General features: G+C 60.7%; 33 protein-coding genes. 15 read left to right on the top strand and 18 right to left on the bottom strand.

Translation table 11 applies throughout. The features are described 5' to 3' along the window. Positions 1-8: 8 nt before the first annotated feature. The gene (locus ACR0NJ_RS03185) at positions 9-449 is read right to left on the bottom strand and encodes a DUF4399 domain-containing protein (protein ID WP_480815682.1); all 441 of its coding nucleotides are present in this window, start codon (positions 447-449) and stop codon (positions 9-11) included. 228 nt (positions 450-677) lie between these two features. Between ACR0NJ_RS03185 and ACR0NJ_RS03180 the strand changes: the two genes are divergently transcribed. Next, a complete protein-coding gene (locus ACR0NJ_RS03180) occupies positions 678-1,583 on the top strand; it encodes a LysR family transcriptional regulator (RefSeq protein WP_480612112.1) in 906 nt (301 codons plus the stop codon). A gap of 218 nt (positions 1,584-1,801) precedes the next feature. Continuing rightward, on the top strand, positions 1,802-3,148 hold the full coding sequence (locus ACR0NJ_RS03175) for a hypothetical protein (protein ID WP_480815681.1): 1,347 nt from the start codon (positions 1,802-1,804) through the stop codon (positions 3,146-3,148). 87 nt (positions 3,149-3,235) lie between these two features. Here ACR0NJ_RS03175 and ACR0NJ_RS03170 read toward each other — a convergent pair whose 3' ends face one another. The 4 genes from ACR0NJ_RS03170 to ACR0NJ_RS03155 are packed head-to-tail and all read right to left on the bottom strand — an operon-like array spanning position 3,236 to position 6,151. Further along, positions 3,236-4,138 (bottom strand): OmpA family protein, encoded by a 903-nt coding sequence (locus ACR0NJ_RS03170; protein WP_480815680.1) that lies wholly within the window; start codon positions 4,136-4,138, stop codon positions 3,236-3,238. After that, positions 4,135-4,707: a peroxidase-related enzyme gene (locus ACR0NJ_RS03165; protein ID WP_480815679.1), complete on the bottom strand. Its 573-nt coding sequence runs from the start codon at positions 4,705-4,707 to the stop codon at positions 4,135-4,137. The genes ACR0NJ_RS03170 and ACR0NJ_RS03165 overlap by 4 nt, the downstream gene beginning before the upstream one ends. 14 nt (positions 4,708-4,721) lie before the next feature. Further along, a complete protein-coding gene (locus tag ACR0NJ_RS03160) occupies positions 4,722-5,432 on the bottom strand; it encodes a GNAT family N-acetyltransferase (RefSeq protein ID WP_480815678.1) in 711 nt (236 codons plus the stop codon). Further along, positions 5,429-6,151, bottom strand: coding sequence for a competence/damage-inducible protein A (locus ACR0NJ_RS03155; RefSeq protein WP_480815677.1), 723 nt, complete (start codon positions 6,149-6,151; stop codon positions 5,429-5,431). The genes ACR0NJ_RS03160 and ACR0NJ_RS03155 overlap by 4 nt, the downstream gene beginning before the upstream one ends. 51 nt (positions 6,152-6,202) lie before the next feature. Here ACR0NJ_RS03155 and sfsA point away from each other — a divergent pair, with 51 nt between their 5' ends. After that, positions 6,203-6,904, top strand: a complete 702-nt coding sequence (sfsA, locus tag ACR0NJ_RS03150; protein WP_480815676.1) for a DNA/RNA nuclease SfsA — start codon at positions 6,203-6,205, stop codon at positions 6,902-6,904. 6 nt (positions 6,905-6,910) lie between these two features. Here sfsA and ACR0NJ_RS03145 read toward each other — a convergent pair whose 3' ends face one another. Further along, the gene (locus tag ACR0NJ_RS03145) at positions 6,911-7,276 is read right to left on the bottom strand and encodes a hypothetical protein (RefSeq protein ID WP_480815675.1); all 366 of its coding nucleotides are present in this window, start codon (positions 7,274-7,276) and stop codon (positions 6,911-6,913) included. Between the two features lie 178 nt (positions 7,277-7,454). On the opposite strand from ACR0NJ_RS03145, the gene map reads away from it, so the two are divergent. After that, positions 7,455-8,267 (top strand): type I methionyl aminopeptidase, encoded by an 813-nt coding sequence (gene map / locus ACR0NJ_RS03140; protein WP_480815674.1) that lies wholly within the window; start codon positions 7,455-7,457, stop codon positions 8,265-8,267. Here map and ACR0NJ_RS03135 read toward each other — a convergent pair. The 4 genes from ACR0NJ_RS03135 to ACR0NJ_RS03120 are packed head-to-tail and all read right to left on the bottom strand — an operon-like array spanning position 8,255 to position 10,882. Beyond that, positions 8,255-8,434, bottom strand: coding sequence for a hypothetical protein (locus ACR0NJ_RS03135; RefSeq protein ID WP_480815673.1), 180 nt, complete (start codon positions 8,432-8,434; stop codon positions 8,255-8,257). The genes map and ACR0NJ_RS03135 overlap by 13 nt on opposite strands. A 26-nt stretch (positions 8,435-8,460) precedes the next feature. Beyond that, positions 8,461-9,096, bottom strand: coding sequence for an HAD family hydrolase (locus ACR0NJ_RS03130; protein WP_480815672.1), 636 nt, complete (start codon positions 9,094-9,096; stop codon positions 8,461-8,463). Positions 9,097-9,113: 17 nt separating this feature from the next. Further along, the gene (rsmD, locus tag ACR0NJ_RS03125; protein WP_480815671.1) at positions 9,114-9,674 is read right to left on the bottom strand and encodes a 16S rRNA (guanine(966)-N(2))-methyltransferase RsmD; all 561 of its coding nucleotides are present in this window, start codon (positions 9,672-9,674) and stop codon (positions 9,114-9,116) included. Then, the gene (locus tag ACR0NJ_RS03120) at positions 9,671-10,882 is read right to left on the bottom strand and encodes an NAD(P)/FAD-dependent oxidoreductase (protein WP_480815670.1); all 1,212 of its coding nucleotides are present in this window, start codon (positions 10,880-10,882) and stop codon (positions 9,671-9,673) included. Before ACR0NJ_RS03120 ends, rsmD begins: the two co-directional genes overlap by 4 nt. 99 nt (positions 10,883-10,981) lie before the next feature. Here ACR0NJ_RS03120 and ACR0NJ_RS03115 point away from each other — a divergent pair, with 99 nt between their 5' ends. From ACR0NJ_RS03115 to ACR0NJ_RS03100, 4 genes are all read left to right on the top strand, one after another. Continuing rightward, positions 10,982-11,467 carry a redoxin family protein gene (locus ACR0NJ_RS03115; protein ID WP_480815669.1) on the top strand — a complete coding sequence of 162 codons (486 nt, stop codon included), beginning with the start codon at positions 10,982-10,984 and terminating at the stop codon, positions 11,465-11,467. 104 nt (positions 11,468-11,571) lie between these two features. Continuing rightward, positions 11,572-11,817 carry a glycine zipper 2TM domain-containing protein gene (locus ACR0NJ_RS03110; protein ID WP_480612099.1) on the top strand — a complete coding sequence of 82 codons (246 nt, stop codon included), beginning with the start codon at positions 11,572-11,574 and terminating at the stop codon, positions 11,815-11,817. A gap of 11 nt (positions 11,818-11,828) precedes the next feature. After that, positions 11,829-12,176: an EF-hand domain-containing protein gene (locus ACR0NJ_RS03105; protein ID WP_480815668.1), complete on the top strand. Its 348-nt coding sequence runs from the start codon at positions 11,829-11,831 to the stop codon at positions 12,174-12,176. Positions 12,177-12,185: 9 nt separating this feature from the next. Beyond that, complete coding sequence (locus ACR0NJ_RS03100) at positions 12,186-12,497, top strand: hypothetical protein (RefSeq protein ID WP_480815667.1); 312 nt, start codon at positions 12,186-12,188, stop codon at positions 12,495-12,497. Here the strand turns inward: ACR0NJ_RS03100 and ACR0NJ_RS03095 are convergent. Genes ACR0NJ_RS03095 through ACR0NJ_RS03080 form a run of 4 tightly spaced genes read right to left on the bottom strand, consistent with a single transcriptional unit; the run spans position 12,494 to position 15,236 of the window. After that, complete coding sequence (locus ACR0NJ_RS03095; protein WP_480612096.1) at positions 12,494-12,787, bottom strand: 4a-hydroxytetrahydrobiopterin dehydratase; 294 nt, start codon at positions 12,785-12,787, stop codon at positions 12,494-12,496. The genes ACR0NJ_RS03100 and ACR0NJ_RS03095 overlap by 4 nt on opposite strands. After that, on the bottom strand, positions 12,784-13,971 hold the full coding sequence (locus tag ACR0NJ_RS03090; protein ID WP_480815666.1) for a GNAT family N-acetyltransferase: 1,188 nt from the start codon (positions 13,969-13,971) through the stop codon (positions 12,784-12,786). The genes ACR0NJ_RS03095 and ACR0NJ_RS03090 overlap by 4 nt, the downstream gene beginning before the upstream one ends. 45 nt (positions 13,972-14,016) lie before the next feature. Next, positions 14,017-14,784 carry a glycerophosphodiester phosphodiesterase family protein gene (locus ACR0NJ_RS03085; RefSeq protein ID WP_480815665.1) on the bottom strand — a complete coding sequence of 256 codons (768 nt, stop codon included), beginning with the start codon at positions 14,782-14,784 and terminating at the stop codon, positions 14,017-14,019. Further along, positions 14,781-15,236, bottom strand: a complete 456-nt coding sequence (locus ACR0NJ_RS03080) for a RidA family protein (RefSeq protein ID WP_480815664.1) — start codon at positions 15,234-15,236, stop codon at positions 14,781-14,783. The genes ACR0NJ_RS03085 and ACR0NJ_RS03080 overlap by 4 nt, the downstream gene beginning before the upstream one ends. A 338-nt stretch (positions 15,237-15,574) precedes the next feature. On the opposite strand from ACR0NJ_RS03080, the gene ACR0NJ_RS03075 reads away from it, so the two are divergent. Together ACR0NJ_RS03075 and ACR0NJ_RS03070 are read left to right on the top strand one after the other, a co-directional pair. Then, positions 15,575-16,345, top strand: coding sequence for an MlaA family lipoprotein (locus tag ACR0NJ_RS03075; protein WP_480815937.1), 771 nt, complete (start codon positions 15,575-15,577; stop codon positions 16,343-16,345). Next, a complete protein-coding gene (locus ACR0NJ_RS03070) occupies positions 16,335-16,934 on the top strand; it encodes an MlaC/ttg2D family ABC transporter substrate-binding protein (RefSeq protein WP_480815663.1) in 600 nt (199 codons plus the stop codon). The genes ACR0NJ_RS03075 and ACR0NJ_RS03070 overlap by 11 nt, the downstream gene beginning before the upstream one ends. A gap of 256 nt (positions 16,935-17,190) precedes the next feature. On the opposite strand, the gene fliP is transcribed toward ACR0NJ_RS03070, so the two are convergent. From fliP to fliF, 4 genes are read right to left on the bottom strand one after another with little or no spacing between them, the layout of a single operon-like run. Beyond that, positions 17,191-17,922: a flagellar type III secretion system pore protein FliP gene (gene fliP, locus ACR0NJ_RS03065; RefSeq protein ID WP_480815662.1), complete on the bottom strand. Its 732-nt coding sequence runs from the start codon at positions 17,920-17,922 to the stop codon at positions 17,191-17,193. Beyond that, positions 17,922-18,209 carry a FliM/FliN family flagellar motor switch protein gene (locus ACR0NJ_RS03060; protein WP_480815661.1) on the bottom strand — a complete coding sequence of 96 codons (288 nt, stop codon included), beginning with the start codon at positions 18,207-18,209 and terminating at the stop codon, positions 17,922-17,924. The genes fliP and ACR0NJ_RS03060 overlap by 1 nt, the downstream gene beginning before the upstream one ends. Next, on the bottom strand, positions 18,202-18,798 hold the full coding sequence (locus ACR0NJ_RS03055; protein ID WP_480815660.1) for a FliH/SctL family protein: 597 nt from the start codon (positions 18,796-18,798) through the stop codon (positions 18,202-18,204). The genes ACR0NJ_RS03060 and ACR0NJ_RS03055 overlap by 8 nt, the downstream gene beginning before the upstream one ends. Further along, positions 18,798-20,375 (bottom strand): flagellar basal-body MS-ring/collar protein FliF, encoded by a 1,578-nt coding sequence (fliF, locus tag ACR0NJ_RS03050; protein ID WP_480815659.1) that lies wholly within the window; start codon positions 20,373-20,375, stop codon positions 18,798-18,800. The genes ACR0NJ_RS03055 and fliF overlap by 1 nt, the downstream gene beginning before the upstream one ends. A 119-nt stretch (positions 20,376-20,494) precedes the next feature. On the opposite strand from fliF, the gene ACR0NJ_RS03045 reads away from it, so the two are divergent. Genes ACR0NJ_RS03045 through ACR0NJ_RS03025 form a run of 5 tightly spaced genes read left to right on the top strand, consistent with a single transcriptional unit; the run spans position 20,495 to position 25,156 of the window. Beyond that, positions 20,495-20,992 (top strand): flagellar basal body-associated FliL family protein, encoded by a 498-nt coding sequence (locus ACR0NJ_RS03045; protein WP_480815658.1) that lies wholly within the window; start codon positions 20,495-20,497, stop codon positions 20,990-20,992. Positions 20,993-21,001: 9 nt separating this feature from the next. After that, entirely contained in the window at positions 21,002-21,529 is a 528-nt protein-coding gene (locus ACR0NJ_RS03040) for a hypothetical protein (RefSeq protein WP_480815657.1), read from the top strand. Further along, positions 21,526-22,104 carry a MotE family protein gene (locus ACR0NJ_RS03035; RefSeq protein WP_480815656.1) on the top strand — a complete coding sequence of 193 codons (579 nt, stop codon included), beginning with the start codon at positions 21,526-21,528 and terminating at the stop codon, positions 22,102-22,104. Before ACR0NJ_RS03040 ends, ACR0NJ_RS03035 begins: the two co-directional genes overlap by 4 nt. A 47-nt stretch (positions 22,105-22,151) precedes the next feature. Then, positions 22,152-23,021: a flagellar motor stator protein MotA gene (gene motA, locus ACR0NJ_RS03030; RefSeq protein ID WP_480815655.1), complete on the top strand. Its 870-nt coding sequence runs from the start codon at positions 22,152-22,154 to the stop codon at positions 23,019-23,021. Further along, positions 23,018-25,156, top strand: a complete 2,139-nt coding sequence (locus ACR0NJ_RS03025) for a hypothetical protein (protein ID WP_480815654.1) — start codon at positions 23,018-23,020, stop codon at positions 25,154-25,156. The genes motA and ACR0NJ_RS03025 overlap by 4 nt, the downstream gene beginning before the upstream one ends. Positions 25,157-25,172 lie beyond the last annotated feature (16 nt).

The raw sequence follows: 25,172 nt of genomic DNA, 5'->3' as shown, positions 1-25,172 counted from the left end.
CTGGCCGGTTACTCCACGGTAATCGTAATCACCTCTGACACAATCGGCGTTGCATGCGGCACGTGTCCCGCATCGCCCAGCACCAGTTGCAGCGTGCGTTCGCCTGGCGTCATCTCAAGCGTTACCTCGGTCTGGCCGCCACCGAAATGGATGTGGTTGTCATCGGCGGGCAGCCCATAGGCCAGCTCATCCGCGCCATCTTCGCCCTCGCCCAGCGGCGGGCGGTCGATCAGCAGGTGGTGATGGCCGGTGTTCTCGGCCTCGGTCCCGGCGGGTGCGACGCCCATGCCGCTTAGGCCAAAGACGATCGTCACCGGCGATTGCACCGTGTCGCCATCCGCCAGATTCACGAAGTAGACCTTCGCGTCAGGGTTGGATGGCGTCTCTCCTCCGGCCAGCGCAAACGTGGCAGACAGGCACAGCGCGGCAACGGTTAAAATGGCTTTCATGATTTCCTCCCACGTCACAAAAATGCCATTCTGATGATAGCACGTCGTCCAGAATGTCCAGAAAACCTGTTGTGAACGGGCAGACTGGCCGGTTGCGTTCAAACTGTTTCCGCGTTTCCCATCTGCAAACGATCCACTTTAAATCCCTGATATTATCCCATGTCTGCCCCGTTTCCGCCCAGATTGGGGGCCAAAGTCGGGACAATAACCAATGCCTGGGGTATTAGAATGGATCGACTGACGGAAATGGAAGCCTTTGCCAACGTGGTGGACCAGGGTGGCTTCACCGATGCGGCAAAAAAGATGGGCATCTCCAAATCAGCCGTGTCCAAGCACGTGTCGAGCCTTGAGGCCCGACTTGGCGCAAGGCTGCTGAACCGCACCACACGCCGTGTTTCACCGACCGAAATCGGGCTGGCCTATTATGACCGCGCCCGCCGTGTGCTGAATGACGCGGGCGAGGCGGATTCGCTGGTGACCTCCATGCAATCGGCCCCGTCGGGGCTGCTGCGGATCAGCGTTGCGACCGATTTTGGAGTCAATCACCTGTCGCCGGTGCTGTCGGATTTCCTGTCGGCCTATCCCGAAATCACCGTCAATATGGTGCTGAACAACCGCTACGTGGAACTGATTTCCGAAGGGTTCGACGTGGCCGTGCGCATTGGCGAGTTGGAAGACAGCACCCTGCGCGCCCGCAAGCTGACCGAAACCGTCAAACGGATGGTCGTGGCCCCCAGCTATGTCGAGAAATTCGGCCGCCCGCAGAAGATCGACGATCTGAACGAACACAAGCTGCTGCATTATTCCAGCCAGTCTTCGGGCAATGTCTGGAAACTGACCGCGCCGTCGGGCGAAAAACGGCAGGTCCGCACCGCCGGCTGGCTGAGCGTCAATGACGGCCAGTCTCTACTGAACGCGGCGATCTCGGGACTTGGGATCGCATATCTGCCCAGCTATCTCTACGCCTCGGCGATCAAATCCGGCGAGGTGGTGGATGCCATGCCCTCGCTCCCGGATGAGGTCCAGGGCGTCTACGCCGTCTACCCGCCCGGCCGTTTCACACAGCCCAAGGTCCGCGCTTTCATTGATTTCCTGGCCGAGGCCTTCCACGACCGAGGCCCGATGGATTGGTAATTTCTCCCGGTGAACTCAGACGGCCCGCACTTTCGTGCGGGTCTTTTTTTGTGGGCGGGGGAAACCTTCGCGCATTAAGGCTTTGAGCCGCTCGGTCGCGGATGCCACGGGACATATAGATAACAGGCTCACAATTCAGGAAAAACTGCACAAACTCCCATCAAATTCTGCCATCCAGACGTGGCAAATGAGTTTCATAAAAGTTCACAGACGTTTCTGTGACGACACCTGAGAACTTTGGCGATCCGGACATGATTCACGATATAGCTACTTTCTGCTACTCAGCCTTCCTTATCTTCGCGTTAATCAGCCCTTTTCTGCCCGCATTCCTTATGTGGAGACTGGCGGGCCTTTCCGTCACTGCCTACATAGCAGGAAAGCTCTTGGAAGGACCTGTTCATTGGTCCGATCAAAACTTTGGCTACATTATCGGCACGGCGATAATTGTTCTTTTTACATTCGTTATCGCACTCGCAATACTCATAAGATTGGCGGTTTCTGCGATACGTAAAACGCTGAACGTCAACAACTTGGCTGGCCCCAAAAGCCGCTTCAAGGATTGCTTCGATATTGCCGCTTTGGCAGCCGTAGGGTGCTGTGTTGGCCTGGCTCTGGCGATATCGCTTTCATATATGCTCTCGGGTGTGTCCGCGGGTGTGAACCTCGATATTGGTATCGCTATTCTGGCGTCTTCCGCCGCTGCCGTGATTCTTGCAATTTCAAGACGAAAACTGGCGATCACGCTGGCCGTCAGCTTTGTCGCTTTGGCGGTCGCCGCAACCATGGGTGCACAGCAACCCAACCGTATACTCACCGCCGCCGAAGCGCTTGCGGAAGGTGAGGCTTGGTGCTTGACAGCCTCAGATAGGTCAGGGCCTGTTTCTGAAATTCAACAGCTTGGTTTTTTCGCTCTGCCAAAGGGCCATACATACCCAAATCTCGGGCTTTTGAAACGCGTTGACAACCAGAGCTCGTTAATCGCGCATTGGTCGATACGGCGGCAAGAATTCGTCAAAAACGTCAAAGCAACCTGGGGCGTTCCAACCTGCTATCCTATCCAAAATTTCGCCGAAGCAATCAAAATCGGGGAGGTTGAGAACACCATCTACGGCGTGGGTCCTGATGTATACTCCATCGGGCCAGAGCTTTACCCAAGCGCCTACACGGATCGGCTTTCCATCCGCAGCAATAAACTGATCGGGTCAGACGGAACCTATTCTTCGATCACCGAAACAATGGAACTGATCTACAACCCACGTCAACCAGATGTGTTTGAAGATGCCATACCGCTGGAGATGATGCCCGACCCTGACGAGTTGAAAGCTGATGACTTGATGGGGAGAAACAGGATGATAGTCGATGGGTTTGACGAGAATACAGAACAACGCTTAATCCTGTATTGCCTAAGTGGGCCTTACGCTGATCAGGTTTGCCGCGCTCAGGTCTTTGAAGGATCGCTGGGCTACAGCTTCTACCTTCCACTGGGTGAAATAGACCAATGGCGTGAGGCAGCGGGTCACGTGAAAGCTTTATTCGCATCACTGCGCATAAACTCGCGTCAGTAGTTTACCTCAAGCGTGGGCCGCAGTCGATTTCGCACGTGAGATTCCCTTCAAATTAACACGCTAGCGCCCCGCCAGCTGCACCCCGCATCAATTCACCAGCAACACCGCCTCGACCCGGCGGTTCAGGTCGCGCCCCTCGGCGGTGGTGTTCGAGGTGAGGGGGGCCAGATAGCCCACGCCATCCGCCTCGATCCGATCCGCAGCGACGCCGTGCGCTTCGATCAGGCGCGCGCGCACCGATTGCGCGCGTTTGGTGCTGACATCGGTGTTGGCCTGCAATGTGCCGGTGTCATCCGTGTGCCCCACCAGCGCCAGCCGCAGATTAGGATTGTCGGACAGGAACCCGGCCAGCAATGACAGCGAGGCAAACGGTCCCTCGCCCAGCGTCACCTCTCCGGTGCGGAAATGCAGATCGTCGAGGATGACATGGCCGTTCTGTTGCAGGTCTTCCAGCAGGCCGCCCGCCTGATCCACGGTTTCCTCGATCACCATCGGGGCGGGGTCGGGGGCGTCCACCGGCGTGACGCGGATCAGTTGGACATAGCCGTCAGGCGGGTTGCGGCTGACCAGCAGGCTCAGCACCTCGGGGCCTTTGGTGGCCGACAGGAACCGGTAATCCTGAATGGCCACATACATGTCGGGGGTCGGGACGACCTCGGTGCCGAAGCGGAAATCGAAACCGCCGCAGTTGCGGGCCTCGCATTCAAAGAGGATGTCAAAGCCCTGCGCCTCGATCTGGTCGCGCAGGGGGGCCAGCAATTGCAGCGTGGTGCTGGAGCCTGCCTGCAGCCGCCAGGTATAGCGCTCGACCCGGCCCTCGACGGTGCGGGCGGGCACTGCGCCATCGGCAAAGGGGCCGGTGGGCAGGTCATAGCTGTCCAGCGGCGAGGTCCGGTCGCTGATCTGCCGGGCGCTGGACGGCAGGGCCAGGTCCTGCGCAGCGGCGGAACCTGCGATCAGCAGGGCACACAGGGCAAGACGTCGGATCATCGAAATTGCGCGTGGTATTCGGGGTTGGGAACCATGCCCGTGGCGCTGGCCACACGGTTCGACATGTTGAAAAACCCGGTCACGTTGGCAATGTCCCAGATATCCCGGTTGCTGAACCCGGCATCGCGCAGACGCTGGCGATCGGGCTCTTCAATCTCGGCACTGGCGGTGGTCATCTTGGCCGCGAAATCCAGCATCGCGCGTTGCCGCGTGTCCAGAGGTGCAACGCGGTAATTCATAACCAGCATCTCTCCCAACTGCGGGTCGCCGGAAAGCTGACGCACCGCCGCGCCATGCGCCACAAGGCAATAGAAGCATTTGTTGATCGCTGATACGACGACGGCAATCATTTCGCGGTCCAGTTTCGACAGATCGCTGTCGGCCAGCATCAGGTCGTTATACATGGTGGTGAATGCGTTCAACTTGTCGATATCGAACGCATAGGCCTTCAGCACATTCGGCACCATGCCCAGCTTTTCGACGCAGATATCGAAGTATTTCTGAGTCTCGGGCGGCAGCGGATCGACCATGGGCAGGTCCAGCGCGGTTGGCAGGTCTTTTGTGGTCACGTTGGTCCCTCTTGTCAGACACGCTGACGGTAGTGATATTCGCCCGCGATCTCCATCCCCAGAGCGCGGTACAGGCCGTTGGCCCCGGCATTGGCCTTGGTGCAGATCACGCTAAGGGTCTGCGCGCCATTGTCCAGAGCCCAGAAGGCCGCAGCGCGCATGCCCCATTGGCCGACGCCCTGACGGCGATGGGCGGGCAGGATTTCCAGCGCATGCACCATGGCGATGTCTTCGTGCAGGGCCACAAATGCGGTGCCGACGGGGTGGTTGTCATGGCGCAAGAGCAGGCCGGTTTTCGGGCCGGGCGCGCGTTCCATCACCGCGACCCGCTCGGGCCCGATACCGCCCTGCGCCCAAATCTCACGCATGATCGCAAGGGGTTCCCAGATGTCGAAGGCCACCAGCGGGGGTACGGGCGTGTCGGTCAACTGGCGGGCAGGACAACGATAGATATTAACTGGATCGAGGGTGTTATAGCCGCGCGCGGCCAGCTGTTCGTCCAGCGCCTCATCCCCCGGGCGCAGGCAAAAGATCCGTTTCTGACCCATTGCCAGCATTGCGGTCTCGGCACCTTCGATGTCGCTGTCGGTCGTTGGCCCCAGCGCGCTAGCGGCAGAGACGCGCGATCCCCCGCCCTCCCCCTGACGCAGTTGGAAGGGTCCGCAGGTGTCATACCGGGCGGCGGGCCAGGTGCCATCGACAACCTCGGCCCAGTTGACGTTCAAAGCTCAAGCTCCTTCGCCAACCGAGTCATGGCAGCGTCGATCTGAGCCCCGTCCGTACCGCGCACCACCACATTGGCCCCGAACACGCCGTTGATCTGGAACGGGTAACAGCCGATCGAAAGCTGCTCGAACGCATCCGCCAATGCCGACAGGGTGGCGGCGATGTCGCCCTCGCCCCGATCCACCCGCAGGGTCTGCGACAACAGAGGGCTGCCGCCGGTCAAGGTGGGCAGAACGCTGGCCACCATGGCCTGAAACACCAAAGGCACCCCGGCCATCACATGCACATTGCCAAGGGTGAAGCCCGGCGCGGTCGAGACCGGGTTGTCGATTAGAGCCGCCTCGTCCGGGATACGCGCCATGCGCAGGCGGGCGGCGTTCAGCTCGAGCCCGGATTTGTCGTAATGCGCCTGCAGCAAGGCGCGCGCATCGTCGCGGATGTCGATGGGCGTATCAAAGGCGCGGGCGATGCAATCGGCAGTGATATCGTCGTGGGTGGGCCCGATGCCGCCGCTAGTGAAGACATGGTCATGCGCGTCGGACAGCGCCTTGACCGCAGATTCGATCGCCGGGGCGTCATCGCTGACGATCCGCACCTCTTTCAGGTCGATGCCGTGTTTGGTCAGTTCCTGCGCCAGATAATGCATGTTGGCATCGCGGGTGCGGCCCGACAGGATCTCATCCCCGATCACCAGCATTGCGGCGGTTGGATTGGCCATGGCGCGCCCTCCCTCTTGATCGGCCCTTGGGGCAGGTATAGGCCCTTGGACATGCGATTTGAAACCCCCCTTGTCCCCGCCCGCCTGATCCGCCGCTATAAACGCTTTCTGGCCGATTGCACGTTGGAGGACGGGCGCGAGGTGACCGCCCATTGCGCCAACCCGGGCTCGATGATGGGGCTGGCGGAACCGGGTGAGAAAATCTGGCTGGAGCCCAATGACGATCCGAAGAAAAAGCTGAAATATGGCTGGCGGCTGGTCGATCATGAGAACGGGCATTTCACCGGGGTCGATACCTCGCTGCCGAACCGGGCGCTGCGGGCGGCGCTGATGGCGCGCGAGATCCCGGAACTGGCCGCCTATGAAACCGTCCGCCCCGAGGTGAAATACGGCGAGAACAGTCGCATCGATTTCCTGCTGACCCAACCGGGCCTGCCGGATGCTTATGTCGAGGTTAAAAGCGTCACCATGTCGCGCCAGCCCGGTCTGGCCGAGTTTCCCGACAGCGTGACGGCGCGCGGAACCAAGCATTTGGGCGAGTTGGCGACCATGGCGGCACAGGGGCACCGGGCGGTGATGCTGTATCTGGTGCAGCGCACCGATTGCGACCGGTTCGCGCTGGCTGCGGATATCGATCCGGCCTATGCGGCGGCATTTCAGGCGGCCAAGAGGGTCGAGCGGCTGATCGTCGGCACCAAGATCACCCCCGAGGGCGTCTGGGCCGATCCCACCCGGCGCTGGCAGGTGGGCTAGGCAAGATCAGTCCTGAAATCGGAATGTCCCCAGAAACACCCCGGATTTCGGGCTTTGCCCGCGATAGGTTCCGTCGCGGGTTTGGCCAACCAAAGCACATAATTTGCGCCCCTGCCGGAAACTCGTCCAGCGGCTGCAAATCTGATTGTCCTCCAGCCACCACTCTCCGGTATCCTGACCCAACCGGGGGATCGAAACCTCGAACGTCCTATTGGGGTGGAAATGGGCTGTGCCGCTGATGTGAAACCTGTCAAACGCGATCTGGCGGTCATCGGCCAGCAGGTTCGCCAGTTGAGGACCCGACAGCAAGGTGACTTCTTCCCGGCATCCGGTCAGGGCGACCATGATCAGGACAACGGCCCATTTTGGCATTGGTTTTCCCCGCTTCCTGCGTAGTGCTGGCTGTCACCCTAGCGCAATCCTGCGGCTGCCAAAGCTTGATCTCGGCCCCTTCAACGCCATTTGAACGATTGAAAACAGCACCCTCTGGTACTTTCTGCACAAGCAGCGTAAAAGGGGCGCTGCGCGAAACATTTGGAGCCTAGCGTCGATGAAAGAACATCGTGGCCGTCTGACCAAGGACGGTATCCGCATCTACGAACAGGGAGACTTTGCTGGCATGCACGCCGCAGGGGCCTTGGCCGCGCGGATATTGGACGACATCGCGGAGCATGTTTTTCCGGGCCAGAGCACCGGCGTCATCGACGGGCTGATCACTCAGATGGTCGAGGATGCGGGCGCGACTTCGGCCACTATTGGTTACAAGGGCTATCAGCACGCAAGCTGCATCAGCGTGAACCACGTGGTCTGCCACGGCATTCCCGGCGACAAGAAGCTGAAAGATGGCGATATCCTGAACATCGACGTGACCGTCATCGTTGACGGCTGGTTCGGCGACACCTCGCGCATGTATGTGGCGGGCAAGCTGCCTCGCAAAGCCGAACGCCTGATTCAGGTGACCCATGACGCCCTGTTCAAGGGCATCGAGATGGTCAAGCCGGGCAACACCTTCGGCGATATCGGCCACGCCATTCAGGCCTATGTCGAGGCGCACCGGATGTCCGTTGTCCGCGATTTCTGTGGTCATGGACTGGGCCGGGTATTCCACGCGCCGCCGAACGTACTGCACTATGGGCGTCCGGGGACGGGCTCGGTTCTGGAAGAGGGCATGTTCTTCACCATCGAACCGATGGTCAATCTGGGCCGCCCCGAAACCAAGACACTGGCCGATGACTGGACCGCTGTGACTCGCGACAAGTCGCTCTCGGCGCAGTTTGAGCATTCGGTGGGTGTGACAGCGGACGGGGTCGAGATTTTCACCCTGTCACCGGGCGACAAGTTTCATCCGACCTATTCGTCCTGATCCTGCGCCTGATCGCGCAGCAGCTTCAGCAACATCGTCTCGGACCCCCATGGCATTACAGCGTCATGGATGAACACAGGCGCGCGCCGGGGTTTCGGCGGCGGGCCGGTCACGGTGTCGGTTTCCGGTTCGAAAACCCAGAGCGGCGGAGATAAAGCGCGGTCCATGATGCGGACCATAGCATGTTTTTGGATCAGAGTCCCAAAAGCCGGGGAACCTCGGCCATGTCCGAAAACACTTCTGCGCCAATTTCCGTGAGTTTGGAACCGTCCCCGTGCGGTGCATAGGCCAGACAGCGCATATTGGCGCGGATTGCAGCGGTGACACCATTCTGGCTGTCTTCAATGACGACCGGCGCGGATGCGTCAAACTGTTCCGCCGCAAGCTGAAACATCTTGGGGTCCGGTTTCGCTGTCCCCAACTGGTGGGCCGAGAACATGGCACCTTGAAAGCGATCACACAGACCGTTCTGGCCCAGCGTAATCTCCATCTTGTCCGGGCTGCCGTTCGAGGCGACGCAGAATGGGATGCCGTGGTGGTCCAGCGTGTCCAGCAACTCGCGAATTCCGGGCATCAGCGACACGCCCTGCCGCAGACGCGCATAGGTTTCCGCATAGACCTGATCAACCCAATCCTCGGGCAGGTCCGCCCCCAAATCGCGGGCCTTGTCGCGCACGCCGGCCATCGTGCCGCCCAGAAAGAAACCGACGCTGTCCTCCAGCGTCAGGTCCAGACCGTAGCGGCCCAGGTTGTCGACAAGCACCTGATTGGACAGGGGCTCACTATCAACCAGAACGCCGTCGCAATCGAAAATGACCAGATCGTGCATGAGGGTCCCTGCCTTTTTCAGTCTGAAATATCACGCCACATCAATGAGATATGAGTGTCGCCGTATTTGCGCGTGTCGTGCTGGGTGAACCCGCTCGGTGCGGCCATCGGGGTGCTTTCTTCCCAGACCAGCAGCGCGTCATCGGCGATCCATCCGCCCGCAACAGCGGCCTCAACGGCCTTCTGGCCCAGTGCCTTGCCATATGGCGGGTCGAGGAAGATCAGGTCACAGGCCGGACCGGGATTTTCGCCCAGCTTTGTGGCATCCCGGCGGATCAGGCTCGCCCGGTCGGCGCTGCGGGTCAGGTCTATGTTCTTGCGAATCAGACCCTGCGCCACCCAACCGTCATCCACGAAGGTGGCATGATCCGCGCCGCGCGACAGCGCCTCGAGCCCCAGCGCACCGGTGCCCGCGAACAGGTCCAGAACGCGCAGGCCGTCGAACGCGATCAGGTGGGTGAGCACGTTGAACAGGCTTTCGCGTACCCGATCGGTGGTGGGGCGCAGATGCGCGCCTGCGTCCCCTTTGCCGACCGAAGCCAAGGCACGGCCCCGGAAGTCTCCGGCGATGATTCTCACGCTTTGAGCAGAGGTTTGAGGTCCGCATTCGGGTCGGCGACCACCGCCGGATCAGCGGTTTTGCCCGCGTCAATCAGGCGTTTGCCGACCATATAGGCACGCGGGTCGTTCATGGCGTCCACTGCGATCAACTGGTCCCCCTTGTAGTACCAGAAGGACACTGTTGCGCCCTCGCCCTTGCGGGTCACAACACGGTCATAGCCGGTGTTCAGGCCAGCGATCTGCAGTTTGACGTCATACTGATCCGACCAGAACCACGGTGTCGCGGTGTAACCCTTGGCCGCGCCCAGCATGTTCTGGGCCACGATCTCGGCCTGATCAATCGCGTTGGGCACGCTTTCCAGCCGGATACGCCCCTCGCCATGCGGAAAAGACGCGCAATCGCCCGCCGCCCAGATCGACGGGTCCGAGGTGCGGCCATGGGCGTCGGTTTTGATGCCGTTGTCCAGCTCCAGCCCCGCCATTTCGGCCAGTTGGGTCGCGGGCGCGATGCCGACGCCGACAATGACGAAATCCACCGCCAGTTCCGCGCCATCCGTCAGAACGGCCCCCGTCACATGGCCATCTTCCCCGATCAGACGATCCAGCCCGACCCCTTCGCGGATGTCTGCGCCGTATTCGGTGTGCAGCGCGCGGAAGTAATCGCTGGTCTCGGGGGCCGCGACCCGTTGCAGGATACGATCCGCCATCTCGACCAGAATCACTTTGACCCCGCGTTTGGCGCAGACGGCTGCGGCCTCGAGCCCGATATAGCCGCCGCCCACGATCAGGGCGCGCGCGCCGTCGGTGACGCGCGGCTCCATCTCGTCGATATGGGCCAGATCGCGCACCACATGCACGCCCGCCAGATCGCCGCCAATCGCGGCAGGCAAGCGGCGCGGGTCGGACCCGGTGGTCAGCGCCAGTTCGTCATAGGAAATGACCTCATTGCCCAGCGAAACCGTCTTGGCCTGCGGGTCGATGCCGGTGACGCGCTGACCCAGACGCAGGGTGATATTGTTGTCGGCATAAAAGCTCTCGGGGCGCAGGAACAGGCGTTCCAACTCCATCTCGCCCAGCAGATAGGCCTTGGACAAAGGCGGGCGCTGATAGGGCAGATGCGGCTCGGCCCCGATAAGGGTGATGTCCCCTTCAAACCCGTCCTTGCGCAGCCTTGCGACAAGCGATGACCCCGCCTGCCCCGCACCGATCACGACAATATGGCTCATGCTCCTCCCACCCTGTCGAATTCCCGTGGTTAACTGTGTTCGCTCACCTATATTGCGGCTAAGCCCGACTCTGCAAATCCAAACGACAGGAGGTTAAAAATGATTTCAACAGGTGACACTCTGCCCGATGCAACGCTGACCCGGATCGGGGCCGAAGGCCCGGAAGAGGTGCGGTTGTCCGACAAGGTCAAAGGGCGCAAAGTGGTGATTTTTGCAGTGCCCGGCGCCTATACCCCGACCTGCAGTTCCGCCCATGTGCCCAGCTTCATGCGCACCAAGGGTCAGTTCGACGCCAAGGGCGTGGACGAGGTCATCTGCATCTCGGTCAACGACCCCTTCGTGATGAAAGCCTGGGGCGAGGCCACCGGCGCAACCGATGCTGGCCTGACCATGCTGGCAGACGCCGCGTCCGAGTTCACCAAGGCTATCGGCATGGAATTCGACGCCCCGCCTGCGGGCCTGATCGCGCGGTCCAAACGTTATGCGATGCTGGTTGACGACGGCAAGGTCACGGCGCTGAATCTGGAAGAAAGCCCCGGCACCTGTGAGGTGTCCGCCGGTGAGACGTTGCTGGCCACCATGTGACCCGGCCCGGCCCCGGCAACACCGGGGCCGACCGAGCCGTATTTAACTTGCTAGAACGCCCCGATGCGCGAATACTCGGCGCAGATGAACCGGGGAGTTAGTTTATGAAACTCAAGGCTTTTTCACTTATCCTGACCGGCGCGGGGCTGTTGGCCGCCTGCGGACCGGCACCCACCCCGCAACAACAGGCGGCCCGCCAGCACGAGATTGCCTGCCTTGGCGGCACGCTGGGCGGCGCGCTGATCGGCGGGGCCATCGGCAATCAATTCGGCGGCGGATCGGGCAAAACCATCCTGACCGCAGCCGGGGCTGCTGCGGGCGGCTTTGAAGGTCAGAGATTCGCATGCTGAGGAGCGCCGCCATGAAACGTCAGATCATCGTCATCGCAGCAACCTTGCTGACCGGAGCAGCCAGTGCAGAAACCGTGGGCGAATTGCACGAGAACGAGTTGAAAGCCATCGACGCCAACAATGACGGCTTCCTGTCCAAGGACGAATTCAACGCCTTTTCTGACTATGCCTTTCAGGCCATGGACGAGGACAAAAACGGCACGCTGGGTCTGGATGAGGCCAAACCGTTTCTGGATATCAAACAGTTTGTAGATGTTGACCGCAACAAGGACAGCTTTATTTCCAGAGCTGAATATGACGCGCAGATGGACAGCGATTTCAACTCTGCGGATTTGGACGGCAACGGTCAACTGGACTAGGAGCGTGCAATGAACAAATGGATCGGTCTGGGGGCTTTGGCTCTGGTCGCGGCCTGCGATGTGCCGCAAGCCCCGGTTGTCACCGGGCCGGACGGGCAGCAGCGCATCCAGATCAATACCAGCGGGTTGACCTGTTACAACACGCGCTGTCTGGACATCAATCCGGCGGCGCGCAGTGTCCGGTCCATCGGCAATCGAGTCACGGGTATCCCGGGCAATATCGATGTCAGCGATGGTACGGTGACGCCGGATGAGTTCCGGCAACTGGGCATCACGGCCTCGCTGGCCGGTGGTGAGGGCTCGCAAAGCGACCGGGGTTAGACCAGACCGTCCATCTTGCGCGCCAGCTTGGCATCCAGCGCCGACAACCCGCCTACGTCGTGGGTAGAGAGCACCACCTCGACCGTGCGGTAAACGTTCGACCATTCGGGGTGGTGGTTCCACTTCTCGGCCCAGATCGCCACCTGCGTCATCCAGCCGAAGGCGGCGACAAAATTGTCGAAAATGAAGGTCTTGGTAATCGCGTCCCGGCCTTCAACCATGGTCCAGCCGTTCTTGAACAGCGGGTCCAGCAGCGGTCCGCGCGTCTCGGTCGACAAAAGTTCGGTCATTGGTGTTCCTCCGGGTTCGATTTTCTGAACGGTCCGTATTCGGTCAGAATCTCGATCTCTTCTCCCACCGCCCGGCCCTCGGCGTCCAGAAATTTCTGGACCGCATCGGCAAATCCGGGATCGGCAACCCAGTGCAGGCTATGCGTGCGCGTGGGCAGATAGCCGCGCGCCAGCTTGTGTTCGCCCTGCGCACCGGCCTCGACCCGATTCAGGCCCTGGGCGATGGCAAAATCGATCGCCCTATAGTAGCACAGTTCGAAATGCAGGCAGGCATGGTGTTCGACGCAGCCCCAATAGCGGCCAAACAGCGTCTCGCGCCCGATAAAGTTCAACGCTCCGGCAATCGGATAGCCGTTGCGTTCGGCCAGCACCAAGGCGATGTCATCGGTCATGGTTCCCTGAGCGATGTCAAAGAATTGTCGGGTCAGGTAGGGTGAGCCCCATTTGCGCGACCCGGTATCCTGGTAGAACCGCCAGAACGCATCCCAATGTTCGGGGCGCAAGTCGTCGCCCGTGAACGTGCGGATCTCACCGCCAAACCCGCAGGCCTGCGCCCGTTCCTTGCGGATATTCTTACGTTTGCGTGACGACAACGCCGCCAGAAACCCGTCGAAATCGGCATACCCGTCATTTAGCCAATGGAATTGCTGCGAATGGCGCACCATCAGGCCCATCTGTTCACCGGCCAACGCCTCATCCTCGGTGCAGAAGGTGGCGTGCAGCGAGGAGACCTGATTCTCGGCCGCCAGTTGCACCGCGCCCTGCGTCAGCGCCGACATGCCAATCGCCTCGTATCCGGGCCGTACCAGAAAACGGCGACCGGTGGCAGGGGTAAACGGCACCGCGATCTGCAGCTTGGGATAATACCGCCCGCCCGCGCTTTCATAGGCATGGGCCCAGCTATGGTCGAAGATATATTCCCCCTGAGAATGCGATTTGGCGTACATCGCGGCCGCCGCGATCAGCATCCCGTCCAGATAGGCGGTCAGGTATTGCGGCTGCCAGCCCGTGCCGCGCCCGACCGAGCCGCTTTCCTCAAGCGCCAGCAGAAACCGATGCGTGGTGAAGGGATCAAGCGGTCGCCCGCCATCAGCAACCTCGGGGCAGGCGCAGGCATCCCACTCTGCCGCAGATATCTGCGACAGGGATGCCATTACCTGAACCTCGATCTGTGCCTGATCCATATGCCCTCCGCGCCCCGTCTTTATCTGTGGTCCAAGCGGGTGGGATCAAGCCGGATGCGCGGCCATGTAGCGTTCGAAGGTCACATTATCGGCAACCTGGCGGGCCTCTGCCTCTTGTTCGGGCGAGCGGACGGTCCAGCAAAGGACTGGAACGCCGCGCGCTTTCAACTCGGCCACGCGGGGGCGGGTCAGGTCATGCACCTCGTGACTGATGAAGCTGGCCCCCACCCGGTCGAAATCAGGAATGTCACGCAGATAGTCGCAAATGTCTGGCGCCAACAGCTCGGCCTTGGGCCTGTAAGAACATGTCACCAGACCCCGCGGCAGATGCGGGGCCAGACGGGCCAGTTCGGCCACGCTGTTGGGGTTGAACGACATCACGGCCACGGGGCCGTCATAGCCCTGCAGCGCGCGGACGGCATCAGCCTCTAACGCGCCGATATCGGGGCCCATCGCGCCGTCCTGATCCTTGAACTCGATCAACAGCGGAACCTTGCCCGCCACAATCCCCAGCACTTCGTCCAGAGTCGGGATACCGTCATCCGCATGCAGCAGCGGCGTCGCCTGCGCCTGTGCCGATGAAACCTGCCGGATCGGTCCGGGCTGCCCGGTCAGTCGCCCCATGTCATAGTCGTGAAAGACCATCGCCCGGCCATCCGAGGTCAGTTGCAGGTCAATCTCAATCCCGTAGCCTGCGTCGACCGCCGCACGAATGGCCGCGCGGCTGTTTTCCGGACGGCCATCGGGGATATCATGCAGGGCCCGATGCGCAATCGGGGCTTGCAGGAATTCAGAAGGCAGGGGCGGTGTCATTGGACCTCGAATATACCTTCGATTTCGACCGCCACACCCAAGGGCAACGACGCAGCACTGACGGCCGAGCGGGAATGGCGACCCGCATCGCCCAGCGCCTCGACCAGAAAGTCCGACGCGCCGTTGATCACCTGTGGCTGGGCGGTGAAATCGGCGGTCGAGTTCACGAAACCGGTCAGCTTGATCACCCGCACCAGTTTCTCGATATCGCCGCCACACGCGGCCTTGACCTGCGCAAGCAGGTTGATGGCGCAGACCTTTGCCGCAGCAGCGCCTGCATCGACATCCATGTCATCGCCCAGTTTGCCGGTAATCAGCTCATCCGCCTTCGAGATCTGGCCCGACACGTAGACGATATTGCCCAAGCGCACGAAGGGCACATAGTTGGCCGCAGGCGCAGGCGCGTCCGGCAACGTGACGCCCAGGCTTTCCAGTTTTGCTGCGATGGTCATGTGATGCTCCTCACCCTGTGTTCGACTCGGGCGGACGCTAACCGGGAAGTGACGTTTGGAAAAGAAGGAAACCGTCATTTTGCCGACCGCCTGCGATCTGGGCATAACTTCTCTTATTGCGAACTGTTGAAGCTGTGTCACTTTACGGCGCGCCGACAGACAGGTTAAACGCTAGGTGTTTCATTCGAGGCGTGAACCATCTATGACTCAAAAACTTGTGCTCAACCGGCACAGGCGTATTGATTGAAAGCCCTGCATCCAAATCAAAGGGCAACTTTGGAGTAACGAGACCCGTGTCGAGCAGATTTGGCCTGAAGCACATTATTGTCCTGTCCCTGATGACCGTTTTGTCGGCCTGCGCGACCCGGCCCCCGGCAGACGCCCCCCCGGGCGAGGTTTTTGACCCCTATGAGGGCAATAACCGCGCGGTTCACAAGTTCAACCTTGGGGTTGACAGGTTCCTGTTCCGCCCGGCCTCGAAAGGCTATGTGAAAATCGTGCCCGACCCGATGGTGACAAGCTTCAGCACCTTCGCCGAGAATATTTCCCTTCCCGGTCAGGCGCTTGACTATCTGCTGCAGGGCAACCCGAAGCAGACCGGCAACGCTTTGTTGCGCTTTGTCATCAACATGACCGTGGGCGGGTTTGGCCTGTCTGCGCCCGCCGATGAGCTGAATCTGCCACCGGTGGACACCGATTTTGGCGAAACCCTGCATGTCTGGGGCGTTGGCGAAGGGGCTTATGTCGAATTGCCCTTCTACGGCCCCTCGACGCAACGCGACGCGATCGGCGTTGTGGTCAACCTGTTCTCGAACCCGATCAATTTCAGCCCGACCCGTCCCGTGGACAACATCGGCGTTTACGCCGAGGTTGTGCGGCGCATGGGCGACCGGGGCCGGTTCTCGGACACGGTGGATTCGATTTTGTATGACAGCGCGGACAGTTATGCGCAGGCGCGGCTGATCTATCTTCAAAATCGCCGCTTCGAACTGGCAAGAGATGATGAGGACGCCTATCTGGGGCTGTATGACGATCCCTACGCAGAAATTGGGACTGACCCAGTCAGAGACCCCTTTCTTGACCCCTACGAGGACCCATATGCCGAGTAACGCATTGAACCGACGTGGATTTATCGCCGCAGGCCTGGCATTGGCCGCCCTGCCCCTGCCCGCCTTCGCCCAGACCGAGGCCAGCGCCAAGGCTCTGGTGGACAGCGTGGTTGCCGATATCAACCGGGTGATCGCCTCCGGCAAATCCGAAAACGCCATGCTGCGCGATTTTGAGAAGATTTTTGTGCAATATGCAGACGTGCCGATCATGGCCCGCTATGCTTTGGGCGCGGATGCCCGTACGGCCACCCCGGCACAACTAAGGCGCTTCACCAATGCGTTTCAGGGCTATATCTCCCGCAAATATGGCCGCCGGTTCCGCGAGTTTATCGGGGGTGAAGTGAATGTCCGCAATGCCCGCAAGATCAAAGCGGGTTACGAGGTCAGAACCTCGGTCAAGCTGCGCGGATCTTCTCCGTTCGATGTGACCTTTCTGGTCTCGGACAAGTCCGGGCGCGACAAGTTCTACAACATGTTCATCGAAGGCGTGAACCTGCTGCTGACTGAGCGCACCGAGATCGGCGCGATGCTGGATGCGCGCAAGGGCAATCTGAACCAGTTGATCAAGGATCTGGACCGGACCAGCTGATCCGCTTGCACCGCGCTGGCAGAGGTTAGATTGATTGCCTTTGAGCAATGGTGCAGTTTTCGCACCAAATTCTCCGGGCTTACAGCATTTCGGATGCGCCGCTTCACTTTTGGACAGGCGCAATTCCTAGATTTCCACGCTTTGACGCGCCTGATCTGAGTACGGATCAGGCGAGCACCGCGCTGAAGAACTGCCCCTCCGCTAGCGTTGGAACCCGTCCAAACTCGACCCAACGCACCCCCGCGCTCAGCACGACCTAAGGCATATAACTGCGCACCAACGCACTGGCGATCAACGCCCACCCATCAGCAATCACGAAAAACGCTAGCTTGAATGGCAAGGACACGATAGCCGGCGGCACCATCATCATGCCCATCGACATCAGAACGGCAGCAACCACCAGGTCAATGATCAGGAAGGGCAGGAAAATCAGAAACCCGATCTGAAAGGCGCGGGCGATTTCTGACAGCATGAAAGACGGCATCAGAACCGACAGCGGGGCCTGCGGCGATAGGGCCAGCGCATCGCCTTCGGGGCGCAGGGCTGCCATTGCGTAGAACGTGTCCGCATCCAGCCTTGCGGCCATGAACTTCCGGAACGGGGTCAGGGTGCGTTCCAGCGCTGTTTCAACCTCCATCCGTTCTTCCAGCATCGGGCGGATGCCGCTGGTCCAGGCTTCAGTGAAAACGGGGTCCATTATGAAATAGGTCAGAAACAGCGCCAGGCTGACAATCAGCATATTGGGCGGCGATTGCTGCAGCCCGATCCCCTGCCGCAGGATAGCCAGAACGGTGATCAGAAACGGGAAGCAGGTGATCATGATCGCCAGCCCCGGCGCGAGGCTCAGCACTGTGATCAGTAGGATCAACTGAACCGTCCGGGCCGAGATCGACCCGCCCTCGCCCAGCGACAGCGTCACGTCCTGCGCCAGCGCCAGTGACGGCGTCAGGACGAGGACCGCGCATGCCAGCCAGATCATAGCGCGCATCAACCGATCCCGTTTTGCAGGTCGGCTATTTCCGTCAGGCGCACGGCCAGTTGACCGGCCTGCTCGCCCTCCATCTCTTCCAGCAGGCCGCGGGCGACCAGTTGATCCCCGACATACAGATCGACCGGGTCCTCGATCCGTTTGTCCAGCGTCAGCACGGCATTTTCGCCAAAGTTCAGCAAATCCCGGATCAACGGGCGGGCACGGCCGACCGAGACTGTCACTTCGATGGGAACCGAATCGAACGGGTTCGTTTTCTGCTGGGTCGGGGTCTGGGTGTCACTCATTTGCCAATGCCTCGTTTGCCTCAAATACGTACGCTTCAAATGCCCCGGCGATCGATGCCAGCAGGGCGCTGCAATCAACCTCGCGCCGCGACATGCCCACCTGCAGCCGTGCCTGACTGGCCTCCAGCGAGGGGTCTTCGATCACGCTGGGGGGCGGAGAGATTTCGCCGGGGATCAGGGATTGCACCGCCTCGCCCTGCCCCTCGGGAACCAGGATTTGTATAGGCTGCCCGATCTGCTCGCGGGCCATGCTGCACAACTGTTCCACAACCCGTGTGCCAAGGCCCTTTTCGATACTCTCGGGCAGAACAACGCGGACCAGGCTTTGAAACATGGGCTGCAGAGACAGCGTCATGCGCGACAGCGCCTCATGATGGGTGAAGGACATGTCCTGCAGGGTCTGCCCCAGCTCGGCAGAGACGTGGGTCCGGCTTTGCTCCTGCGCCTGAACCGCATCCTCCCAACCTGCGCCATAGCCTTGTTCAAAAGCCGCAAGCCGGTGTTCTTCGAGCGTGTCGTCGTTCAGAACGTGAACTCTGCCATCCGCCGATGCGGTCGCGAAATCCTCAAGAAGGTGAGCAATGGTCATCACACGCGCTCCTCACCCTCTTCCAGCCAGCTACGCAGAATCTCGACCGTCTCTTCCTGCTTGTCGCCGATCATCGCCCGCAGACGTTGCACCGGGTCTTCTGCAACCGCTCCCAAGGTCGGAACATCGGCCTGAGCCGGCAATTGCGCAAAGCTGGACACATCGTCCGTCGCGATCTCACCTGTCAGAACAGCGGTGTCCTCAGTACCTGAGCCTGCTGGCAGCAAGGCCGGGGCCACAGCCGGTTTCATCAGGATCGGGCGGATCACGAACAGGGCCAGCACCAGCGAGACAACCGCCAGAACCGCCATCTGGATCAGCGACATCGCATCCAGATGGATATTCTGCCACGCAGAGGCCGAGACCAGCGTCCCCTTAGGCTCAACCGCTGGCAGGTCGAGGGATTTCAACGTGATCACATCCCCCCGCGCCGCATCGAATCCGACTGCAGAGGCGACCAGTTCTTCCAGCGCCTCAAGCTCTGCCTGCGGCAACGGAGTGAAACTTTCCGCGCCCGTCGCATCCGCCGCACTTGTTCCGTTGACCAGAACCGCAACGGTCAGCCGCTTGATGGCACCGGGGGCGTTGTGAACCTCCAACTCGGTTTCCGAGACCTCATAATTCACCCGCTCGCGGGTCTCTGTGGCGGTCGAATTGGACTCATCCCCACCCGCGCCGTCCCCATCCGGCAGGTTCGATGCAACCGTGACGTCGGATGACTGATTCCGGGCGCTGTCGGAACGTTCTTCAACATCGGTGCTGATCGCCACACGCCCTTTCGGGTCAAACCGCCGCTCGCGGATTGATTCCGTTTTGGTCACCGTATCGACGCTGACCTCGACAACTGCATTGCCCGCGCCAACGCGCGCCTCAACCAGCCGCAGGACCCGTTCGCGCAACTGGCGCGACTTGTCGTCGGCGGTATCGGCGGCCACGGCGGTTTCCTGACCGCCAATCACGGACCCGTTCGAATCGACCACCGTGACGTTTTCCGGTGCCAGACCGCTGACGGCAGAGGCCACCAGAAACCGAATGGCCTTGGCCTGATCCCCGGTGATCTGCCCCCCCGAGGGCACCAGATAGACCGAGGCCGTGGGGGCCACGCTGCGCTGAAACGGGTTGGCCGATCCGTTGGCGATGTGAACCCGCGCCTGGCTGACATGAGGGCTGCCGACGATCGTGCGCGCCAGTTCACCCTCTTTCGCGCGCCAATAGGCGGCATCGAACATCTGCGACGTGGTGCCAAAGCCGCTGAGGGAATCCAGCAGCTCGTACCCCCGATTGCCATTCGCAGGCAGGCCCTCACTGGCCAAGGTCATGCGCAATTCGTCCCGCTGCCCGCCGGGAACGTAGATCGAGCCACCGCGAATCTCATACTGCACACCGCGCTGATCCAGCGACCGGACGATATCCCCGGCGGCACCGCTTTCCAGCCCCGCATATAACAGGGTCATCGACGGGGCCGTCGCCACACGCGACAGCCCGAGAACCCCCAAAAATACCAGCACAGCCGCACCGGCAACGATGATTTGTTTTCGCCTGTCCAACCCAGCCCAGACAGTTCCGATCTGCTGCACGCTCACCTCCGACTCACCGGCGTTCTGCCCAGTGCACCTCCTGTTTGGACGATTGCCCTTAACAATCGGTTAGTCCCTGCGGGGTTATGACGGATGCACCAGAAACGGATGAGGACGTCATGACAGACGCAACTGCCGAACAGGCTGAGGCCCCTGAAAAAAAGGGCAAAAAAGGATTGGTCGTCGGAGCGATTCTTGCCCTGATCGGGGCGGCAAGCGGTTACGGGCTGACGTCATTCGGGCTGCTTCCCTTTGCGGGAAAGGGCAGTAAAACAGACACTTATGAGGCTGAAACAGACACGCCGCCCAAGGCGCTTGCGGATGTCGACTTCGTCGATCTGCCACCGGTCGTCGTGTCGGTGAATGCGGGCGGGTCGCGCCATCTTAAGTTTCACGCACAGTTGGAAGTTAACGCCCCGTACATCGCTGATGTGGAAAAAATGATGCCGCGAATCATGGACGTTCTGAACGGCTATCTGCGGGCGATCGAGGTCTCGGATATCGAGGGACCTCTGGCGTTGATTCGCATCCGTGGGCACCTGTTGCGGCGCATCGCGATTGTTGTTGGCGAAGGCCGCGTGCGCGACGTGCTGGTCATGGAATTTGTACTGAATTAGGAGGCGGAATTGGAGCTGATTGCGGATATTTTGCTTGTCGCAGGCGCGCTGGGCGCAGGCCTTTACTGTTTTGTCCTGTCGCGGCGGCTCAGGCGGTTCACCGATCTGGAACAAGGGGTCGGCGGGGCCGTTGCGGTTCTGTCTTCGCAGGCGGACGAGCTGAAAAAATCCCTGGACAGCGCGCGGTTTGCGTCGGACCGGTCTGGTGACGCGCTGAAAGGTCTGACCGAGCGGGCCGAATTGGTGGCACAGCGGTTGGAGCTGATGATGGCATCGATGCATGACGTCATTCCGGAAGAGGAACCGGACCGGGTGCAGCCTGAAAAAGCGGACGAGTCCAATGAACAGGTCGAAAGCAAAAACGAACGGGCGGCAGCCCCGCAGGACTCGCTGGAAACCCCACCGGATACAGATGAACAAGCGGATGACCTCAGGACCGAACCCGCAGAACCGGTGGCTCCGGAACCGCTCGCAAAAGCCCCCGAAGGGCTGATGTTCTTCCGTCACGACCGAAAACGGCAAGAGGCGGCGGAATGACGGGTCGCCGGACCGCGAACAAGCGTCCGCGCAGCGGCGTCCTGACGTTGATCTCATTGCTGATGATCGGCTCTGCGGCGATTCGGGTGGGGCTGGAAGCCGGGCCCGCCCTGGCAAAAACGACCGAGCCGCAGAAGACCGAAAGCCCTCCGCCTGCGCAAGACAGCCGGGACCTTCAGGTGGTTCTGACGGAACTCCTGCGCCGCGAAGCACAGGTAAAGCAACGGGAAGACGCGCTGCGCGACAAAGAAAAAGCGCTGGAAATTGCGGATCAGGCCATCGAAACCCGCCTGACCGCACTGCAGGAGGCGGAGGACGCGCTGCGCGCGACGCTGGCCGTTGCCGACAAGGCCGCCGAAACCGATCTTACGCAGCTGACCGAGGTGTACCAGAGCATGAAGCCGAAAGATGCCGCCGAACTGTTCGAAAACATGGACCCGACATTTGCGGCAGGCTTCCTGTCGCGCATGCCTGCGGACGCGGCGGCCGGCGTGATGGCGGGCCTCAGCCCCGAAGCCGCCTATACGATCAGCGTTGTCATGGCCGGGCGCAACGCCCTTGTCCCGCAGGAGTAACGGCCCATGCCCTTCACATCTGAACTGCAAATCGCCGGAGATCACACATGATTGGACTTGTTGGGATTGTCGTCATTTTCGTAATGGTGTTCGGCGGTTATCTGGCCGCAGGCGGCAAGATGACCATCATTCTGAAATCCCTGCCCTTTGAGATGATGATGATCGGCGGCGCTGCGGTCGGCGCGTTTCTGATCAGCAACGACATCGGCGGCGTCAAACATACGATCAAGGACATGGGCAAAGTCTTCAAAGGCCCGAAATGGAAGCCCGAGGATTACCGCGACCTGCTCTGCCTGCTGTTCTCGCTAATCCGTATCGCCCACGCGAACCCGGTCGAGGTTGAGCAGCATATCGAAGACCCGCAATCCTCAAGCCTGTTTTCATCCTACCCGAAGATTCAGGCGGATAAAGAGGCCGTGGATCTGATCTGCGACACCATGCGCTCTGCATCGATGAACTACGACGATCCGCATCAGGTCGAGGAAGTTCTGGAAAAGCGGATGGAGGCGAATTTCCATCACGCCATGCATTCCAGCCACGCGTTGCAGACCGTTGCCGACGGCTTGCCCGCTCTGGGGATCGTCGCTGCGGTTCTGGGTGTGATCAAGACCATGGGCTCAATCGACCAGCCGCCGGAAGTGCTGGGAAAACTGATCGGCGGCGCGCTGGTGGGCACGTTTCTCGGCGTGTTTCTGGCCTACGGGTTGGTCGGCCCCTTTGCGGGCAAGCTGAAAACCGTCGTTGAGGAAGACAACCATTTCTACCAGCTGATCAAAGAGGTTCTGGTCGCAAACCTGCACAACCATAACGCTGCCATGTGCATAGAGGTGGGTCGCCAGAACACGCCAACCCATAACCGGCCGGGCTTTTCCGAGTTGGAGGATGCGTTGAAAGAACTCAAGCAGGCGGCGGCATGACGCGGCTTGGCGCACTGGTGACGGTCCTGATCGTTGCGGCGACAGGTGCCATGTCGCAGGAAGTAACGGTCCGTTCCGGTGAACATGACGGGTTTACCCGTTTGGTGGTGAACGTTCCACCGGATACGGGCTGGACACTGGCGCAACGAAAAAACGGGGCACGGCTGACGCTGGCGTTGGATGAGGTCACGTTCCGCACCGGTTCGGTCTTCAGCCGATTGACCACCGGTCGGCTGGATTCGGTATCGCAGACCCGGCCCGGAGCACCGCTTGAGTTGGAGTTCGGGTGCGACTGCGTGGCCTCGTCATTTTTGTTCCAGAACAGAATGATTGTGTTGGATATTGCACCGGGGAACCCGCTGCCACCAATTGCGGCAGACATTCCCCCGCCAGCATTCGGGCAGGGCGTGCCGCGGCAAGTGTCACAAAAAACACCCGACCCAATGTCGCAATTTGATCTGCCGCTCTTGAACCGGACACGGCAGGGTTTTGTGGATCAGCTATCCGCCCGGCTACTGCAGGGGGCGGACCGGGAAATCCTCGATTTGAACCTCACGCCCGTTGGGCCCCGGGCTTCCTTCGCGCCTGAAAACATCGCGGTGCCGGAGAAATTGGGGGGCAACATCAACATGTCCTCGATCCTAGATGAGCTTCCAGACCTGCTCGGCGCGGAGTTGCGGCAGCTCGACACCGAACCCGCCTGTATCGCGGACGCTGAGCTGGGAGTCGCAGGCTGGTCAGACAGGCGCCCCTTTCCCGATCAAACCTCAGAATTGAGGGCTGGGCTGTATCAGGAATTTGATCGCGTCGATCAGGCGCGGGCCGAAAAGCTTGCCAAGCTTTACGCGTTTCATGGTTTTGGGGTCGAAGCTGTCCGAGTGCTGGATCTGTCGCGGGCTCCGGCGCAAGAAACGCAATGGGTTTCAGCGATTGCCCGGATTGTCGATGAGCAACCGGTAACCGGGCAGTCCCCGTTCATTGGAATGCAGAAATGCGAAGGCGATGTGGCGCTTTGGGCGGTACTGGCAGAGCAGTCGCTGGCGCCGGACGCGCAAATGCAAGCCATCGAACAGTCGTTTGCGCGTCTGCCGGATCATTTGCGCCGCGCCCTTGGGGCACGGCTGGCGTCGATCCTTGTGGACGGGCAGCAGACCGAGGCCGCGCGTCGCGTGCTGCGCTCAGTCGACCGCCTTGAGGGCGAGACCCGGCCTAATGTCCAACAGGTCAAGGCACAGGTCGCAGAGGTGGAGGGGCAGGATGAGCGGGCTGAGTCCCTTTTGACGGAGGTTGTTACAGCATCGGATGCGTCCGTCGAAGCACCTCTGGCGCTGGCCCGGCTGATTGAGAAACGTTGGGTCGATCGCGGTTCGGTCTCGGCGCAAGAGCTTGGTCTGGCCGCCGCCTATGGCACCGAGTATCGACGATCAGAGCTTGGCGCGATAACGGCCAGAACGCATGCGATTGCTCTGGGTCTTAGTCAGGAGTTTGATCAGGCGTTTGATCTGATCCAGACCCTGTCCAAAGATGCCGGTTTCCCGGGCACCTTGAATAGGCACCTGCAGATATTGGCCGAACGGTCGGATGATATCACCTTTTTGCGGCAGACATTTGCGGTGCAGGCAGAGTTCCCAAATGACCTGTCCACAGACACAGCGGTTGCCCTGTCCGACCGCCTTGCGACGCTTGGTTTCCCAACGCGGGCCTTTTCCCTTGCCAACAGGCCGCAAGACCGCAACAGACGATTTGAACGGGCGCGGTTGCGGGCGCGGGCCGCAATTTTGAACGGCCGCCCGCATCAGGCGATGCTGGAGCTTGCCGATGATCTTTCAGAGGATGCGGCGCGGCTACGGGCGCAGGCTATGGCCTCGGCCCAAGACTACACAGGGGCCGGAAATCTGCTGCGCGATCTGGGCGACATGCCGACTGCCGACCGTTACTTTTGGCTGAGCGATTTGCCGGATCAGGTGGGCACGGTTGGGAAGTATGCTGAGATGACCGAAACCACACAAGCCCTATCCGAACTGCCGACCCGCCTGCCGGACACGCCGCTGGCGGATGCAGCGGGTCTGTTAGAGGACAGCCGGGAGACACGGCAAAGGATTTTGGACCTGTTTGCGGGTATCCAGCAAGACTAAGACCGCGAAACAGTTC

The sequence above is a fragment of the Ruegeria sp. F11 genome, from assembly GCF_056533855.1.
This window is presented reverse-complemented; position numbering and strand designations above follow the sequence as displayed.